Genomic DNA, 14,986 nt, shown 5'->3' with positions numbered 1-14,986 from the left:
ACGACGGCGGTGTCATGACCGCTCGGCCGTCGTCAGCCCGCCGGCCGCAGCGGGGATCTCGTCCGACCCGCGTCGCGGCAGCGGCAACAGGTAGCCCATGCAGGCGCGGTAGCGCGCGTCGCAGGCGGTGCACTCGACGTCGCCGTCCCGGCGGACGTCCATGCGTTGACCGCAACCCGGGCACGGGCATTCGAACACGGTGCTCATGACTTGCTCCTCCCCGGCGACACGACGTACGTGCCGACCGGCCCGTCCTCAGCATCCGCGCGCTGGGAGATCGGGTAAACCCTCGCAGGGGTGCATTCGTCGACGGCGATGAGGCACAGTGGACGGGTGTCTGAGCTCCATCTCTCGGCAGACGCGGTCCCCGTCGGAGGTCGCCACGACCTCGTGACCGTGGACGGACGCAGCTTCTCCATCAGCGACGAGGGCGGCGACATGGTCGCGGCGACCCACGGTCTCGTCTACGACGACCTGCGGCACCTCAGTCGGTTGCGGCTGGAGGTCGTGGGCGGCCGCACGGAGCTGCTGGCCGCCAGCACCCCCACGCCCATGTCAGCCGTCGTGGTCTCGCGGGTCGCCACGGACGTGGAGCAGGGGCCCGGAGGTGCCGGCGAGGCACGGGGTGACGTGGCCGAGGTGCTGGCGGTACGCCGCCGCTGGCTGTCGGGCGGCCTCGTCGAGGAGCTGACCCTGAGCAATCCCCACCCGCTGCCGGTCGTCGTACGGCTCGAGCTCGAGGTCGCCGCCGACTTCGCCCACGTCTTCGACGTCAAGAGCGGCGCCACGAGCCAGCGTCACGCCAGAGTCGTGCCCACGACGGACGGATGGGTCCTGGAGTCACCCGCGGAGCAGGACCCGAGCGCTGCGGACAGCACCGAGGTGGTGCTGAGCCCCGCCCCCGACCGGGCCGACCTCGCGAACGGCACCGCGACGTGGGAGCTGCGGATCGACGGACGGCAGGACGTCACGCTCCGGGTGGAGGTCCGCCCGGTCTCGGCCGGCGTGCGCGCCCGGCTCGAGCTGCCCGTGCCCGACGGCACCGCCATCCGCCAGATCGACGCCTGGCGATCGGGCGTACCGTCCGTCACCTCCCTGGACGCACGCCTGCCCACTGCCGTCGACCAGGCCCTCGCCGACCTGGCCGCGCTGCGCATCGTGGACGAGGCCCACCCGGACCGCGCGGTCGTGGCCGCCGGAGCTCCGTGGTTCATGACCCTCTTCGGGCGTGACTCGCTGCTGACGTCGTGGATGACGCTTCCCTTCGACGCCTCCCTGGCCGGGGGCGTGCTGGCGAGCCTCGCCGACCTCCAGGGAACGGAGGACGACCCGGCATCGGAGGAGCAGCCGGGCCGGATCATCCACGAGCTGCGCCGGCACGGTGGCGGCGGTCCGTTCGCGTCGCGCAGCCGCTACTACGGCACCGTGGACGCCACCCCGCTGTTCGTCGGGCTCGTCGCGGAGGCGTGGCGCTGGCGCGCCCTCGACGACGACGCCTTGGGCCGCCTCGCCCCCGCTGTCGGTCGGGCCGTCGACTGGACCCTCGGCGCTGGGGACAGCGACGGGGACGGCTTCCTCGACTACATGAGGCGCGACCCGCGCGGCCTGGAGAACCAGGGCTGGAAGGACTCCTGGGACGGCATCACCCGCTCCGACGGCACGCTGCCGAGGGGGCCGCTGGCCCTCGTCGAGGTGCAGGGGTACGCCTACAGCGCGCTGCACGGAGCGGCGGAGATCGCCGACCACGTCGACATCGGGCACCACGCCGACGAGCTGCGTCGCGGGGCCGAGGCGCTGAAGGACCGCTTCAACGACGCCTTCTGGGACCGGCGTGGGCACTTCGTCCTCGGCCTGGACGGCGACGGACGCCAGGTCGACGCCCTGACGACCAACCCCGGCCACGCGCTGTGGTGCGGCATCGCGGACGACGACAAGGCACGCACGTACGTCGAGCGGCTGGTCGGGGCCGAGCTCTGGACCGGCTGGGGCCTGCGCACCCTGGCGTCGACGATGGGCGCCTACGACCCGCTGAGCTACCACAACGGGTCGGTGTGGCCCCACGACACGGCGATCTGCATCGCCGGTGCCGCGCGGTACGGGTGCTGGGACGCCGTCGACCTGCTCGTCGACGGCGCGCTGGAGGCCGCCGGCCGCTTCGACGGCCGTCCCCCCGAGCTGTTCGCCGGCGTGTCCCGGGACGACGTACCCGTGCCGGTCGCCTACCCGTCGTCGTGCTCGCCCCAGGCGTGGGCGTCGGCCTCGGTCCTGCTCAACGTCCGCAGCATGCTCGGTCTGCGGCCGACGGCCGACAGGTCGGGGCTCGAGCTGGCCCGCACCGACCTCGGCGGTGTCCCGGACCTGCTGGTCCAGCGCCTCGACTTCGGGGGCACGAAGGTGTCCGTGCGCGTCGAGGGTGGTCGCGGCGACGTGCGGACGGAATGAGGGTCGCGCGGCGGCCTCGCTGCGCGCGCGGGCTACCGTTGGGTAACCAACCCCTTCACCCCAGGATGACCACCATGGCGCACATGGCACCGCACAGGGTCGTGCTCCACGGCCACGAGCTGTCGTACGTCGACAGCGGCACCGGCCCGGCCGTGCTCTTCATCCACGGGATCCTGGGCTCCCAGCGCCAGTGGTCCCACCTCGTCGACGAGGTGGACGACGACCACCGGGTCCTCGTCCCCGACCTCTTCGGGCACGGTGACTCCGCCAAGCCGACCGGCGACTACTCGTTGAGCTCGCACGCCGCGACCCTGCGTGACCTGCTCGACCACCTCGGCATCGAACGGGTCACGCTCGTGGGGCACTCGCTCGGCGGGGGGATCGCGATGCAGTTCTCCTACCTCTTCCCCGACCGGGTGGACCGCCTCGTGCTCGTCGCGAGCGGCGGCCTGGGGCGCGAGGTCAACCTCGTGCTGCGATCGGCCACCCTGCCGGGTGCCGCCCAGGTCCTCGGTGTCATCGCGTCCGCGCCCGTCCTGGAGCGGGCGGAGGCACTGGGGCGGGGCGCGCAGAGGGTGGGGTGGAAGCCGGGCGCGGACATCGGCGCCATCTGGCGCGGCTTCACCTCCCTCGGTGACCGGGAGAGCCGGCGCGCCTTCCTCGCCACGACGCGGGCCGTGATCGACATCGGCGGGCAGAGCATCAACGCCTACGACCACCTGGACGCCGTCACGCCTCCGGCGACGCTGATCGTGTGGGGCTCCAAGGACCGGATGATCCCGGCGTGGCACGCCCTCAGCGCCCAGCGGGCCGTGCCCGATTGCCGGGTCGAGCTCTTCGAGGGCGCCGGGCACTTCCCGCACCTCGACGACCCCGACCGGTTCGCCCGGGTGCTGCGGGACTTCATGACCGAGGCCGATGGGCCAGGAGTCACGGCCGGGGCCTGACCGCTCCGCGCCACTCGTCCTCGAGCATCGCGAACACCAGCTGGGTGGCCCACGCGCCCTTGAAGAACACGTTGTCGACGAGGCGGGCCTCCTGCCGCATGCCCAGCCGGGTCAGCAGCCGGGCGGACGCGACGTTCTCCTCGATGCAGACGGCCGTGATCCGGTGGAAGCCGAGGTCGTCGAAGCCCAGGCGCAGCATCGCCGTCGCGGCCTCGGCGGCGTACCCCTGTCCCTGGTGGTCGCGGCCGAACGCGAAGCCGACCTCGCCCTGGCGGTCCGAGGCCCACTTGAGCAGCACCTCGCCGATCACGGCGCCGGTCGACCGCAGCTCGACGGCGAGCACCAGCCACTGTCCGTGGGCGACGAGCTCGGTCTGGGTGAGCTTGACCTGCAGGGTCTCCTCGGTCGCCGCGCGGTCGCGGACCGGCCACGGCACGTAGCGCACGACCTCGGGATCCCCGTGGAAGCGCACGAGGTCGTCGAGGTCGTCCATCATGTGCGGCCGCAGCACGAGCCGATCGGTCGTGATCGGCAGCCGCACGGGCAGGCCGGCTCCGGTCACAGCGAGAAGTGACCGGGCGCCAGGCTGCGGAGGACGCAGAACTCGTTGCCCTCCGGGTCGGCGAGCACCGTCCAGGACTCCTCGCCCGTCTGCCCGATGTCGGCCCGCGTGGCGCCCAGGGCGAGGATGCGCTCGACCTCCTCCTCCTGGGGTACGTCGACGGGGGAGACGTCGAAGTGCGAGCGGTTCTTGACCACCTTCGGCTCGTCGACCTTCGCCAGGAAGATCGTCGGCGGCACCGGTCCGGAGCGCACGGCGTCGAGGAGCGCCTGGTCCTCGACCCTCGCCGGGCTGATCTCCACCAGGCCCGGCTCGCGGTGGACGACCTCCCAGCCCAGCACCCCGCACCAGAAGTCAGCGAGCAGGTCGGGGTCGTGGCAGTCGAGCGAGATCTCGGTCAGTCGGGAGGCCATGCAGCGATCCAAGCACGCCCCGGCGGCAGACGGCGGTCTGGTTTGATCGCCCTGTGCGCCTGCTCCTCAACCTCATCTGGCTGGTCCTCGGCGGGTTCTGGCTGTTCCTCGGCTACGTGCTGGCCGGTGTGCTGCTGTGCATCCCGATCATCACGATCCCGTGGGCGATCGCCGCCTTCCGGATCGCGGGCTTCGCGCTCTGGCCGTTCGGCCGGACCATCGTCGCCAAGCCGTCGGCGGGCGTCGGGTCGTTCATCGGCAACGTGATCTGGTTCGTGCTGGCCGGCTGGTGGCTGGTCATCGCGCACGTCCTGTCCGCCGTCGCGCTCGCGGTCACGATCATCGGCATCCCGCTGGCGCTCGCCGACCTCAAGCTCATCCCGATCTCGCTGGCCCCGCTCGGCAAGGACATCGTCCCCACCCGCAGCGGCGAGTTCGACCGCCAGCGCTAGCGGGCCCGCGGCATCCTCGCGGCGCCCGGACGACCGCGCACGTGCGGCGGAAGCGGCCCTCGAATCGTCCGAACGAGGGCCACGACCGCCGCACGTGCGGCGCTCAGAAGTCCTCGTCGAACCCGACGTTGCCGGTCACGCCGACCTGGTAGGCCGAGACCTTGCGCTCGAAGAAGTTGGAGAGCTCCTGCACGTCCTGCAGCTCCATGAACGCCAGCGGGTTCTTCGAGCCGTAGATGACCGGCAGGCCGAGGCGCTCCATCCGACGGTCGGCGACGTACTCCAGGTAGGAGCGCATGTCGGCCGTCGAGAGCCCGGCGACCCCGCCGCCGAGGAGGTCCTCGGCGAACAGCGCCTCCGCGTCGACGCCGTCGACCAGCATCTGACGGACCTGCGCCGCCAGCTCGTCGTCGAAGAGCTCGGGCTCCTCCTCGCGCACCGTGTCGACCACGTCGAAGGCGAAGGCCATGTGCATCGACTCGTCGCGGAAGACCCAGTTGGTGCCGGACGCGAGGCCGTTGAGGAAGCCGCGCGAGCGCAGGAAGTAGACGTAGGCGAACGCGCCGTAGAAGAACAGGCCCTCGATCACCGCGGCGAAGCAGATCAGGTTGAGCAGGAACTTCCGCCGGTGCTCCCGTGTCTCGAGCGCGTCGAGGTCGAAGACGGAGTCGATCCACCGGAAGCAGAAGTCGGCCTTGGCCTTGATCGAGGGGATGTTGTCGACCGCCGCGAACGCCTCGTGGCGCTCGGTCTCGTCGGGCACGTAGGTGTCGAGCAGCGTCAGGTAGAACTGCACGTGCACCGCCTCCTCGAAGAGCTGGCGTGACAGGTACAGCCGGCCCTCGGGCGAGTTGATGTGCTGGTAGAGGTTGAGCACGAGGTTGTTGGCGACGATCGTGTCGCCGGTCGCGAAGAACGCCACGAGTCGCGACACCAGGTGCCGCTCGGCCTCACTGAGCCGCTGCAGGTCCTTGAGGTCGGAGTGGAGGTCGACCTCCTCGACGGTCCAGGTGTTCTTGATCGCGTCGCGGTAGCGGTCGTAGAAGTGCGGGTAGCGCATCGGCCGCAGGGTGAGGTTCATCCCCGGGTCGAGGAGCATCCGGGTCGCGGAGTGGCCGGTGGCGACGGTGTCGGTGGTGGTGTCGGTGGTGGTCACTGGCAGGCCTCGCAGCTCTCGGGGTTCTCGAGCGAGCAGGCGAGCGCCTCGTCGTCCGAGATGGTCAGGGGAGTGGTCTCGACGGCGACCGGTGCGGTGACCGACACCGTCGTCTGCTGGATCCGCGTCGCCGGGCGCGAGCGCAGGTAGTAGGTCGTCTTCAGTCCGGACTTCCACGCATGGAGGTACATCGACGAGAGCTTCCCGATCGAGGGTCCGGCGATGAAGAGGTTGAGCGACTGGCTCTGGTCGATGTACGGCGAGCGCGCGGCCGCCATGTCGATCAGCGCCCGCTGGGGCAGCTCCCAGGCCGTGCGGTAGAGCTCGCGGACGTCGTCTGGCAGCTGGGCGAGGCCCTGCACGGACCCCTCCGCCCGCTTGATCGACTCGCGCACCTCGGCGGTCCAGAGGCCGCGCGACTTCAGCTCGCGGGTGAGGGCGGCGTTGACCTGGAGGAACTCGCCCGACAGGGTCTCGCGCTTGAACAGGTTGGACACCTGCGGCTCGATGCACTCGTAGCAGCCGGCGATCGAGGCGATCGTGGCCGTCGGCGCGATGGCGACGAGCAGGGAGTTGCGCAGCCCGTGCTCGGCGACCGCCTCCCGCAGCGCGGCCCACCGCTCGGCCTGGACAGGCGAGGCGTCCCAGTGGTCGGGCTGGAGGACGCCTGCAGCCGCGCGTGTGTCGTCGTACGCCGGGTGGGGGCCGTGGCGCCGGGCGAGGTCGACCGACACCTCGAGGGCGGTCAGGTAGATCTCCTCCTGCACCCGGGTCGAGAGCTCGAGCGCCTCGGGGGAGTCGAACGGCAGCCGGAGGGCGAAGAACGCGTCCTGCAGCCCCATCAGGCCGAGCCCGACCGGGCGCCACCGCGGGTTGGACGCGGCCGACTCGTCGCTGGGGTAGTAGTTGATGTCGATCACCCGGTCCAGCAGCAGGACGGCCGTGCGGACGGTCTCGCGGAGCTTGTCCCAGTCGATACCCCCGTCCGCGAGGTGCTGGGCGAGGTTGATCGAGCCGAGGTTGCAGACCGCGGTCTCGCCGTCGGAGGAGACCTCGATGATCTCGGTGCACAGGTTGGACAGGTGGACGACAGGCCCGCCCGGGGTGTCGCGGGTCTGGTTGCAGGTGCGGTTGCTGGCGTCCTTGAAGGTCATCCAGCCGTTGCCGGTCTGGGCGAGGGTGCGCATCATCTTGGCGTAGAGGTCGCGGGCCTTCACCTGCCGCACGACGCGGCCTTCGTCCTCGGCGCGGCGGTAGGCCTCGTCGAACGCCGCGCCCCACAGGTCGGGCAGCTCGGGAGCCTGGTCGGGGTCGATCAGCGACCAGTCGGCGTCGGCCTCGACGCGCCGCATGAACTCGTCGGGGACCCAGTTGGCGAGGTTGAGGTTGTGGGTGCGCCGGGCGTCCTCGCCGGTGTTGTCGCGCAGCTCGAGGAACTCCTCGACATCGGGGTGCCACGGCTCGAGGTAGACGCAGGCCGCGCCCTTGCGCCGACCGCCCTGGTTGACGGCCGAGACCGACGAGTCGAGGGTGCGCAGGAACGGCACGATGCCGTTGGACTGTCCGTTGGTGCCGCGGATGAGCGCGCCGCGGGAGCGGACGCGAGAGAAGCCGATCCCGATGCCGCCGGCGAACTTCGACAGCTTCGCCACCTGGGCGTAGCGCGCGTAGATCGAGTCGAGGTCGTCGCGCGGGCTGTCCACGAGGTAGCACGACGACATCTGGGTGTGCCGGGTCCCGGAGTTGAACAGCGTCGGCGACGACGGCAGGTAGGCCAGCGACGACATCAGCCGGTAGAACCGGATGGCCTCGCCGGGGGACTCCGCCAGCCCCGAGGCGACGCGCAGCAGGAAGTACTGCGGGGTCTCGACCACCAGCCGGCTCGACGGGTGGCGCAGCAGGTAGCGGTCGTAGACCGTGCGGAGCCCGAAGTACTCGAAGCGCCGGTCGCCGTCGACGTCGATCGCAAAGTCGAGCTTCCGGGCGTTGTCCTTGACGAAGCGGGCGGTGTCGTCGCCGATGAGACCCTCGGCATGGCCGAGCGCCACGGACTGGCTGAACGACATCACGCCCTGGTTGCGCACCTCCTTGTCGACGTACGACGACAGCAGGCGGGCCGCCAGCCGGGAGTACTGCGGCTCCTCGCCGATCATCTCGGCGGCCGTCTGGATCGACAGCCGGTCGAGCTCGGCGGTGGTGGCGCCGTCGTAGAGCCCGCTGATCGTGCGGGTCGCGACGCGCATGGGGTCGACGTCGGCCAGGTCGGCGCTGACCCGGTCGACGGCCCGGACGATCTTGTTGACGTCGACGGGCTCGTTGTCGCCGTTGCGCTTGCGCACCTGCATGGACGTGCGTCCCGGTGCGGTGGTGACCGTCATTTCTCTCCTCGCGAGGTCGGTCCTGGGGAGGTCCGGGGTCGCGGGGAGGAGTGAGGGAGCACGAGGTCGCGCAGGCGCAGCGTCGTACGAGCCCACCGGCCTTCCCACGAGGCCTCGGACCACCGCGCCCGGTCGGGCACGGTGCGCTGGCAGGTCTTCGGACTCGCGGGCGCGCCTCCCGGACTCGTCCGGTCGACCCCTACTGGCCGTCGCTTCCCAGGTCTGGCGACCCAGTGCTGTGTGACGGCTGTCGTTCCCACTCACCGCTGCGGGGCAGTCCCGGACTCACACCGGGTTCCCTCTTGCCTCGGCACGCCTGGCTGACGCACCGAACCAGCTACGTGGAACACCATATGTAGGGCTCGYGGAGAAGTGTGGGACCACATCTAGTGGCGGCGTGTCGGGCCTCAGAGCGCGACGTGCTCCCGTGCGATGGCCGCGCCGAGGCGCGCGTTGTGCTCGACGAGCGCGATGTTGGCCGTGAGCGAGGCGCCGTCGCTGATCTCGACGATGCGGCCCAGCAGGTAGGGCGTGGCGTCCTTGCCGGTGATGCCGAGGGAGTCCATGTCGGCGAGCGCGCGGTCGATGATCGCGCCGATCTCCCCGGCCGGGATCTCGGACTCGGCCGGGATCGGGTTCGCGACGACGACGCCGCCGGCGAGCCCGAGGTCCCACTTGGCCCGCATCAGCGCGGCGACCTCGGCGGGGGAGTCGACGCGCATCGGTGCACCGAAGCCCGACGAGCGGGAGAAGAACGACGGGAACTCGTCCGTGCCGTAGCCCAGGACCGGCACCCCCAATGTCTCGAGCTTCTCGAGCGTCAGGCCGATGTCGAGGATGCTCTTCACGCCCGCGCAGACCACCGCCACCGACGTCGTCGAGAGCTCGGTGAGGTCGGCGGAGACGTCGTACGACGTCTCGGCACCGCGGTGCACGCCGCCGAGCCCGCCGGTCACGAAGACGCTGATCCCGGCGAGGGCCGCCAGCCGCATCGTCGAGGCGACGGTCGTCGCGCCGTGCAGGCCGCGCGAGACGACGTAGGGCAGGTCGCGCAGCGAGACCTTGATGACCGACTCGTCGGAGGCGAGCAGCTCGAGGTCGTCGGCGGACAGGCCGATCGTCGGCCGGCCGTGGAGCACGGCGATCGTGGCCGGCACGGCCCCGCCGTCGCGGACGATGCCCTCCACGGTGCGCGCCATCTCGACGTTCTGCGGGTAGGGCATGCCGTGGCTGATGATGGTGCTCTCCAGCGCGACGACCGGCAGGCCGGACGCGAGCGCGTCGCGGACCTCGTCGGTGACGGTCAGCATTTCAGGATCCCTTCTCGGACGGGTGCTGCTCGGTGTCGTGGGCGATGACGTCGGCCAGGTCGGGTCGGACGGTGTGGGGGCTCTCGACGGTCGCGGCGGCGGCGCGGTGACCGAGGCGCGCGGCCGCGACGGGGTCGGCGCCCCTCAGCCAGGCCGCGACCCAGGCGGCGAGCATCGCGTCACCCGCGCCGGTCACGTCCACGACGGTGGCCGCGACGGCGGGCAGGTGGACCGGCTCCTCGCCGCGGCTGCACATCCACGACCCGTCCGCACCGTGCCGCAGCCAGACGTGCTGGACGCCCCGCTCGTGCAGGTCTGCGACGGCAGCGCGCCAGTCGGCAGGGGCGCGACCGGTGAGGGCCGCGATCTCGTCGCTGTTGGGCGTGACGAGGAACAGGTCGTGGACCAGGTCGGCCAGTCGCCCGGCCTTGGCGACGGAGACCGGCTCGAAGGCGAGCGGGACACCGGCGGCCGCGGCCGCGGCGACGACCCGGGCCGCCTGGGCGTGCGCGAGGTTGCCGTCGAGCACCACGAGCGCCGCGTCGGTGAGGTGGACCGTCTCGAGCTGCAGCTCGTCGACGATCGCCATGTCCGACACCGCGGCCACGAGCTCACCGCGGTCGTCGAGCACGGCGGTGTAGGTGCCGGTCGCCCCGGGGGCACGGCGTACGGCGGTGACGTCGGCACCGCACGCGGCGGTCACCCGCAGCGCCTCGTCGCCGAAGGCGTCGTCACCGACGGCGGACACCAGGCGCACGGGTGCGCCGAGCAGGCCCAGGCACGCCGCGACGTTGCGGCCGACGCCGCCGGGTGAGATCCGGGCGTGGCCGGGGTTGCTGGTCGCCGCGACGAGGGGCGAGGAGGTGCGGGCGACGACGTCCATGTTGGTCCCGCCGACGACCACGACCCACTGCTTCACGCGCAGATCCTGACAGACGCCACGCCCGTGGGTGCGGCTCCCACAGGAACACTCACAGGAACGTCACAGGTCGCTCCCACGCAGGCCCCAGCGTGGACCGGCAGGTTCGTCCCCATGGCCCACCTGCACACCCCGGCAGCGATCCCGCTCGCGCCGCCCACGCCGGACCCGGCGATCGGCGTCCGGGCCCGGCGCGACGACGGCGTCCGACTCGCAGCAGGGACCACCCTGTGGCTCTCGCTGCTCCTCGTCGTCTGGTGGTGGCTCACCGGTGGTGGCATCACCGACCTGGGCGGCTGGGCGACCGGCCTGACGTCCCTGGGGCGGGTCACGGGCCTCGCCGCCGCCGTGCTGCTGCTCGCCCAGGTCCTGCTGATGGCGCGCGTCCCGGTGCTGGAGCGGGCCTTCGGCCAGGACCGGCTCGTGCGGATCCACCGCCTGGTCGGCCTCACCTCGTTCGACCTGATGGTGGCGCACGTCGTCCTCATCACGTGGGGCTACGCCGCCGGCTCGGTCACCGCCGCGCCCGCCACCCTGTGGGACCTGGTCGTGAACTACCCCGGCATGCTGCTCGCCGCCGCGGCCACGCTGTGCCTGGTGATGGTCGTGGCGACCAGCATCCGTGCCGCCCGCCGCCGCCTCCGCTACGAGTCGTGGCACCTCATGCACCTCTACGCCTACCTCGGCGTCGGGCTCGCGATCCCGCACCAGCTCTGGACCGGTGCCGACTTCACCTCCTCCCCGGGCCGCCAGGTCTTCTGGTGGACCGCGTGGGCGGCGTGCGCCGGGAGCGTGCTGGTGTGGCGCGTCGCGCTGCCGGTCTGGCGCAACCTGCGCCACGACCTGAGGGTCGCCGCCGTCGTGCCCGAGGGCCCCGGCACGGTCTCGGTGCACGTCACGGGGCGTGACCTGCACCGGCTGCCGGTCGAGGCCGGACAGTTCCTCACCTGGCGCTTCCTCGGACGTCCGGGACGGACGCGCGCCAACCCGTACTCCCTCTCAGCGGCCCCCGACGGCCGGTCGCTGCGGATCACCGTGCAGCACGTCGGTGACGGCAGCGGCGCCGCTCCCGGCCTCGATGTCGGCTCGCGGGTCTGGGTCGAGGGGCCCTACGGGCGCCTCAGCCCCCGCGTGCGCCGCAACCGCAAGGTGCTGCTGATCGGTGCGGGCGTGGGGATCACCCCGCTGCGCTCGCTCGCGGAGGGACTGGCGTACGCACCCGGCGACGCAGTGCTCATCCACCGCTGGTCCGACGAGCCGATCTTCGCCGACGAGCTCATCGCGCTGGCCCGGCACCGAGGCCTCGTCGCGTGGGGCATCCCCGGTCCGCGGCGGGCACCCGACTCCTGGCTCGGGAGCGGCATCGAGGCCCCCACCGACCTCGCTGCCCTCACCTCCTGGGTCCCCGACGTGGCCGAGCGCGACGTCTACGTCTGCGGCCCGGGTCCCTGGGCCGACCTCGTCGTCCGCGACCTCCGCGCGGCCGGCGTGCCCGACCAGCACCTCCACGTCGAGAGCTTCGGGTGGTGACACCGTGAGACGCATCGTCCTGTGGGTCCTGAGCACCCTCTCCGCCCTGGTCGCCCTCCTCGGCTACCACACGTCCACCTCGTCGGTGATGGCCACCGGGACCCCCGACAACGCGATCTCCGGCTCCCTGCAGGGTCAGGCGACCACGAGGTCCGCCACGGGCTCCGCGTCAGGATCCGGGTCCGGCTCCGGGTCCGGCTCCGCGACGTCGGGGTCGGGGTCGGGGTCGGCGGGGCAGTCCTCGACGGCGGCGTCCACCGTCACGGGCGACAGTGTCGGCACGCCCTACGGCCCGGTGCAGGTCCGGGTCGCCGTCGACGGGTCGACGATCACCGACGTCACCGTGCTGCAGTACCCCGACCAGGACGGCCACAGCGTGCAGATCAACCAGTACGCCCTGCCGCAGCTCATCAACGAGACCCTCGACGCGCAGGGCAGCGGCATCTCCATGGTCAGCGGCGCCACCTACACCAGCCAGGGCTACCTGCAGTCGCTGCAGAGCGCCCTCGACCAGGCGGGGCTGTGACCACGGTGGGGGCCGGGGTCGCCCGCCGCATCGAGCACGTGATGGGCATGCCGATCAGCCTCGCGCTGCGGGGCACGCACACCCGCGACGACCGCGCCGAGACGGCGTGGCAGGAGGCGCTGGCCGAGCTGCGGTGGGTGGACGCGGTGTTCAGCACCTGGCGTGCCGACAGCCAGGTCTCCCGGCTGGGCCGGGGCGAGCTCACGCTCGAGCAGTGCGACCCGGCGGTCGCCGAGGTGATGCGCCTGGGCGAGGACGCACGCGCGTCCTCCGACGGGGCGTTCGACGTGTGGCTGACGGACACGGACGGCGTACGACGTCTCGACCCCAGCGGGGTCGTCAAGGGATGGGCGGTCGACCGTGCGGTCGCACCGCTGCTGGCGCTGCCCGGCACCGACGTGTGCCTGTCGGCGGGCGGCGACATGGTCTGCCACGTCGCGGACCCCGACGGCGAGCCGTGGGTGGTCGGTGTCGAGGACCCCCACGACCCGACGCGACTGGTGGCGCGCGTCCCGCTGGTGCGTGGCGCCGTCGCGACCTCCGGGTCGGCGCACCGCGGTTGGCACGTGGTCGACGCGCGCACGGGCGTGCCCTCGACCGCGCTCGCCTCGGTCACGGTCGTCGGCGCCTCGCTCACGAGCGTCGACATCGACGCGACCACCGCCCTCGCCCTCGGCGTCGACGGCCCGGGTTGGCTGCGCTCGCGCCTCCGCACCGGCGTGGTGGTGTGGTCGGACGGCCGCGTCGAGACGGTGGCCTGAGCGGCGGGCTACCCGTGCGTCAGATCTCGTCGTCGACGTACGTCGGTCGCGCCACGCGCACGCCCGCGATGGTCAGCGGCACCGAGGTGAGGGCGAGCAGCACGAGGATGAGCGTCCAACCGCCGGTGGCCTCGTGGACCAGGCCGACGAGGAAGGGCCCGATGGCGGCGAGGGCGTACCCGACGGGCTGCACGAAGCCGGAGAGCTGGGCGGTCACCGACGGGTGGCGGGTGCGGGCGGCGATGAGCGCGATGGCCGTCGGGAACGCGAGCCCGGAGTAGCCGAGCATCAACGCCCAGGCCCAGGGGGCGGTGGCCGGCGCGACGATGAGGCCGGTGTAGCCGAGGGCGAGCATCACCCCGAACGACACCGCCATCGCGCGCAGGCCGCGGCCGCGCTGGATGATCGTGGGCAGGACCAGGGCGCCGGCGATGCCGACGCTCGAGAGCAGCGCCTGGAGTGCTCCGGCGTGCGTCCCGGAGATCCCGGCGTCGCGGTAGACCTGCGGGAGCCAGCCGAACTGCACGTAGGCGTGCATCGACTGGACGCCGAAGAGCACCGTCAACGCCACGGCAGTGGGTGAGTGGACGATCCGCCCGCTGGGGGCGGCGTCGCCGCTGACCTGGTGCTCGGCGGGGGAGCGCCGTTCGTGGAGGGTCAGCCATCCCCACAGCGGGAGGGCGACCACCGCGAGGAGGCCCCACATGCCGAGGCCGGCCCGCCACGACCCGGCTGCCTCGCTGACCGGCGCGGTCAGCACCGAGCTGACGGTGGCGCCCACGACGAGGCCGGTGCCGTAGACCGTCATCAGCGCGACGGCGTGCCCGTGTGCCTTGATCCATGGCGGCACGAGGACGTTGCCGACGGCCATCCCGGCAAGGCCGACGACGGTGAGGAGCAGGAAGAGCGGGACGTTGCCCGTCGTGACGCGCAGGAGGAGGCCGAAGGCTGCCGCGGCGAGACCGATCGTGATGCCGGCGGTCATCCCGACCTTGCGGGCGAAGGCCACCGACACGGCGCCGACGAGGCCGAAGACCAGACCGGGCAGGCCGGTCATGGCTCCGGCGAGCGCCGCACTCATGCCCAGGCCCGTGCGCAGCTCCTCGAGCACGGGTCCGACCGACGACGCACCGGGACGCAGGTTGACCGAGACCAGGACCACGGCGGCCAACAGGATGCCGAAGGCGAGGCCGGGGGTGCGTACGGCGCCGCGCGGGCGGGCGTCAGCGTCGGTCACGTGCACCGACCCTTGCGCCGACCCTGGGCAGCACCAGGAACGCGCCCAGGACCAGGGTCGCCACCACGACGAACGCGGTCGCGGTGCCCTGCCCGCTGGCCTGCCGCAGCACCATGCCGCCGACGAGCGCGCCCAGCCACACGACGAGGCCGGAGGTGATCGCGGCGGGCGGTCGCCTCGCTGCGGCCAGGGCCGCCCAGGCGAGCAGCGTGCCGGCGAGGAACGGCCACGCGGTCGTCCACCAGCCGGCGACGGTGAGCGACTCGTCGTGGCTGGCCCGCCCGATCGCCGCGAAGACGGCGACGAGCAGGAGGTCGACCGCGAGCCACATGCCGGCCAGCCTAGGCAGCACT

15 protein-coding genes and 1 riboswitch are annotated in these 14,986 nt (G+C 72.3%); of the genes, 6 read left to right on the top strand and 9 right to left on the bottom strand.

Going from position 1 to position 14,986, the window contains the following annotated elements:
* Window positions 1-12: 12 nt before the first annotated feature.
* Complete coding sequence (locus ACXJKB_RS01500) at window positions 13-162, bottom strand: hypothetical protein (RefSeq protein ID WP_457184730.1); 150 nt, start codon at window positions 160-162, stop codon at window positions 13-15.
* Between the two features lie 171 nt (window positions 163-333).
* Between ACXJKB_RS01500 and ACXJKB_RS01495 the strand changes: the two genes are divergently transcribed.
* Entirely contained in the window at window positions 334-2,442 is a 2,109-nt protein-coding gene (locus ACXJKB_RS01495; protein ID WP_457184729.1) for an amylo-alpha-1,6-glucosidase, read from the top strand.
* An 83-nt stretch (window positions 2,443-2,525) separates the two neighbouring features.
* Entirely contained in the window at window positions 2,526-3,389 is an 864-nt protein-coding gene (locus ACXJKB_RS01490) for an alpha/beta fold hydrolase (protein WP_457184728.1), read from the top strand.
* On the opposite strand, the gene ACXJKB_RS01485 is transcribed toward ACXJKB_RS01490, so the two are convergent.
* Window positions 3,373-3,951 carry a GNAT family N-acetyltransferase gene (locus ACXJKB_RS01485; RefSeq protein WP_457184727.1) on the bottom strand — a complete coding sequence of 193 codons (579 nt, stop codon included), beginning with the start codon at window positions 3,949-3,951 and terminating at the stop codon, window positions 3,373-3,375. The genes ACXJKB_RS01490 and ACXJKB_RS01485 overlap by 17 nt on opposite strands.
* Window positions 3,948-4,364 carry a VOC family protein gene (locus ACXJKB_RS01480; RefSeq protein ID WP_457184726.1) on the bottom strand — a complete coding sequence of 139 codons (417 nt, stop codon included), beginning with the start codon at window positions 4,362-4,364 and terminating at the stop codon, window positions 3,948-3,950. Before ACXJKB_RS01480 ends, ACXJKB_RS01485 begins: the two co-directional genes overlap by 4 nt.
* A 53-nt stretch (window positions 4,365-4,417) precedes the next feature.
* On the opposite strand from ACXJKB_RS01480, the gene ACXJKB_RS01475 reads away from it, so the two are divergent.
* Complete coding sequence (locus ACXJKB_RS01475) at window positions 4,418-4,816, top strand: YccF domain-containing protein (RefSeq protein WP_457184725.1); 399 nt, start codon at window positions 4,418-4,420, stop codon at window positions 4,814-4,816.
* Between the two features lie 103 nt (window positions 4,817-4,919).
* Here the strand turns inward: ACXJKB_RS01475 and ACXJKB_RS01470 are convergent, their stop codons facing one another.
* From ACXJKB_RS01470 to ACXJKB_RS01455, 4 genes are all read right to left on the bottom strand, one after another.
* The gene (locus ACXJKB_RS01470; protein WP_457184724.1) at window positions 4,920-5,972 is read right to left on the bottom strand and encodes a ribonucleotide-diphosphate reductase subunit beta; all 1,053 of its coding nucleotides are present in this window, start codon (window positions 5,970-5,972) and stop codon (window positions 4,920-4,922) included.
* Window positions 5,969-8,350 carry a ribonucleoside-diphosphate reductase subunit alpha gene (locus ACXJKB_RS01465; protein ID WP_457184723.1) on the bottom strand — a complete coding sequence of 794 codons (2,382 nt, stop codon included), beginning with the start codon at window positions 8,348-8,350 and terminating at the stop codon, window positions 5,969-5,971. The genes ACXJKB_RS01470 and ACXJKB_RS01465 overlap by 4 nt, the downstream gene beginning before the upstream one ends.
* A gap of 131 nt (window positions 8,351-8,481) precedes the next feature.
* Window positions 8,482-8,703: riboswitch (cobalamin riboswitch) on the bottom strand.
* A gap of 54 nt (window positions 8,704-8,757) precedes the next feature.
* Window positions 8,758-9,660 (bottom strand): pseudouridine-5'-phosphate glycosidase, encoded by a 903-nt coding sequence (locus tag ACXJKB_RS01460; protein WP_457184722.1) that lies wholly within the window; start codon window positions 9,658-9,660, stop codon window positions 8,758-8,760.
* Window position 9,661: 1 nt separating this feature from the next.
* Window positions 9,662-10,579, bottom strand: coding sequence for a carbohydrate kinase family protein (locus ACXJKB_RS01455; RefSeq protein ID WP_457184721.1), 918 nt, complete (start codon window positions 10,577-10,579; stop codon window positions 9,662-9,664).
* A 114-nt stretch (window positions 10,580-10,693) separates the two neighbouring features.
* Here ACXJKB_RS01455 and ACXJKB_RS01450 point away from each other — a divergent pair, with 114 nt between their 5' ends.
* The 3 genes from ACXJKB_RS01450 to ACXJKB_RS01440 are packed head-to-tail and all read left to right on the top strand — an operon-like array spanning window position 10,694 to window position 13,396.
* The gene (locus ACXJKB_RS01450) at window positions 10,694-12,109 is read left to right on the top strand and encodes a ferredoxin reductase family protein (protein ID WP_457184720.1); all 1,416 of its coding nucleotides are present in this window, start codon (window positions 10,694-10,696) and stop codon (window positions 12,107-12,109) included.
* Between the two features lie 4 nt (window positions 12,110-12,113).
* The gene (locus ACXJKB_RS01445; RefSeq protein WP_457184719.1) at window positions 12,114-12,635 is read left to right on the top strand and encodes an FMN-binding protein; all 522 of its coding nucleotides are present in this window, start codon (window positions 12,114-12,116) and stop codon (window positions 12,633-12,635) included.
* Window positions 12,632-13,396 (top strand): FAD:protein FMN transferase, encoded by a 765-nt coding sequence (locus ACXJKB_RS01440; RefSeq protein ID WP_457184718.1) that lies wholly within the window; start codon window positions 12,632-12,634, stop codon window positions 13,394-13,396. The genes ACXJKB_RS01445 and ACXJKB_RS01440 overlap by 4 nt, the downstream gene beginning before the upstream one ends.
* 19 nt (window positions 13,397-13,415) lie before the next feature.
* Here ACXJKB_RS01440 and ACXJKB_RS01435 read toward each other — a convergent pair whose 3' ends face one another.
* Window positions 13,416-14,633, bottom strand: a complete 1,218-nt coding sequence (locus tag ACXJKB_RS01435) for an MFS transporter (protein ID WP_457184717.1) — start codon at window positions 14,631-14,633, stop codon at window positions 13,416-13,418.
* Entirely contained in the window at window positions 14,620-14,964 is a 345-nt protein-coding gene (locus tag ACXJKB_RS01430; RefSeq protein ID WP_457184716.1) for a DUF3054 domain-containing protein, read from the bottom strand. Before ACXJKB_RS01430 ends, ACXJKB_RS01435 begins: the two co-directional genes overlap by 14 nt.
* Window positions 14,965-14,986: the final 22 nt, after the last annotated feature.

The organism is Nocardioides sp. P5_E3 (assembly GCF_054049275.1).
The sequence above is the reverse complement of the archived record's forward strand: the minus strand, read 5'-3'. Positions and strand labels throughout refer to the sequence as shown.

Excerpts from the sequence above, each read along its gene's own strand:
- ACXJKB_RS01490 (WP_457184728.1), top strand. The coding sequence starts at position 2,526 with ATGGCACCGCACAGGGTCGTGCTCCACGGCCACGAGCTGTCGTACGTC.
- ACXJKB_RS01500 (WP_457184730.1), bottom strand. The coding sequence starts at position 162 with ATGGACGTCCGCCGGGACGGCGACGTCGAGTGCACCGCCTGCGACGCG.
- ACXJKB_RS01480 (WP_457184726.1), bottom strand. The coding sequence starts at position 4,364 with ATGGCCTCCCGACTGACCGAGATCTCGCTCGACTGCCACGACCCCGAC.
- ACXJKB_RS01465 (WP_457184723.1), bottom strand. The coding sequence starts at position 8,350 with ATGACGGTCACCACCGCACCGGGACGCACGTCCATGCAGGTGCGCAAG.
- ACXJKB_RS01430 (WP_457184716.1), bottom strand. The coding sequence starts at position 14,964 with ATGTGGCTCGCGGTCGACCTCCTGCTCGTCGCCGTCTTCGCGGCGATC.
- ACXJKB_RS01460 (WP_457184722.1), bottom strand. The coding sequence starts at position 9,660 with ATGCTGACCGTCACCGACGAGGTCCGCGACGCGCTCGCGTCCGGCCTG.
- ACXJKB_RS01450 (WP_457184720.1), top strand. The coding sequence starts at position 10,694 with ATGGCCCACCTGCACACCCCGGCAGCGATCCCGCTCGCGCCGCCCACG.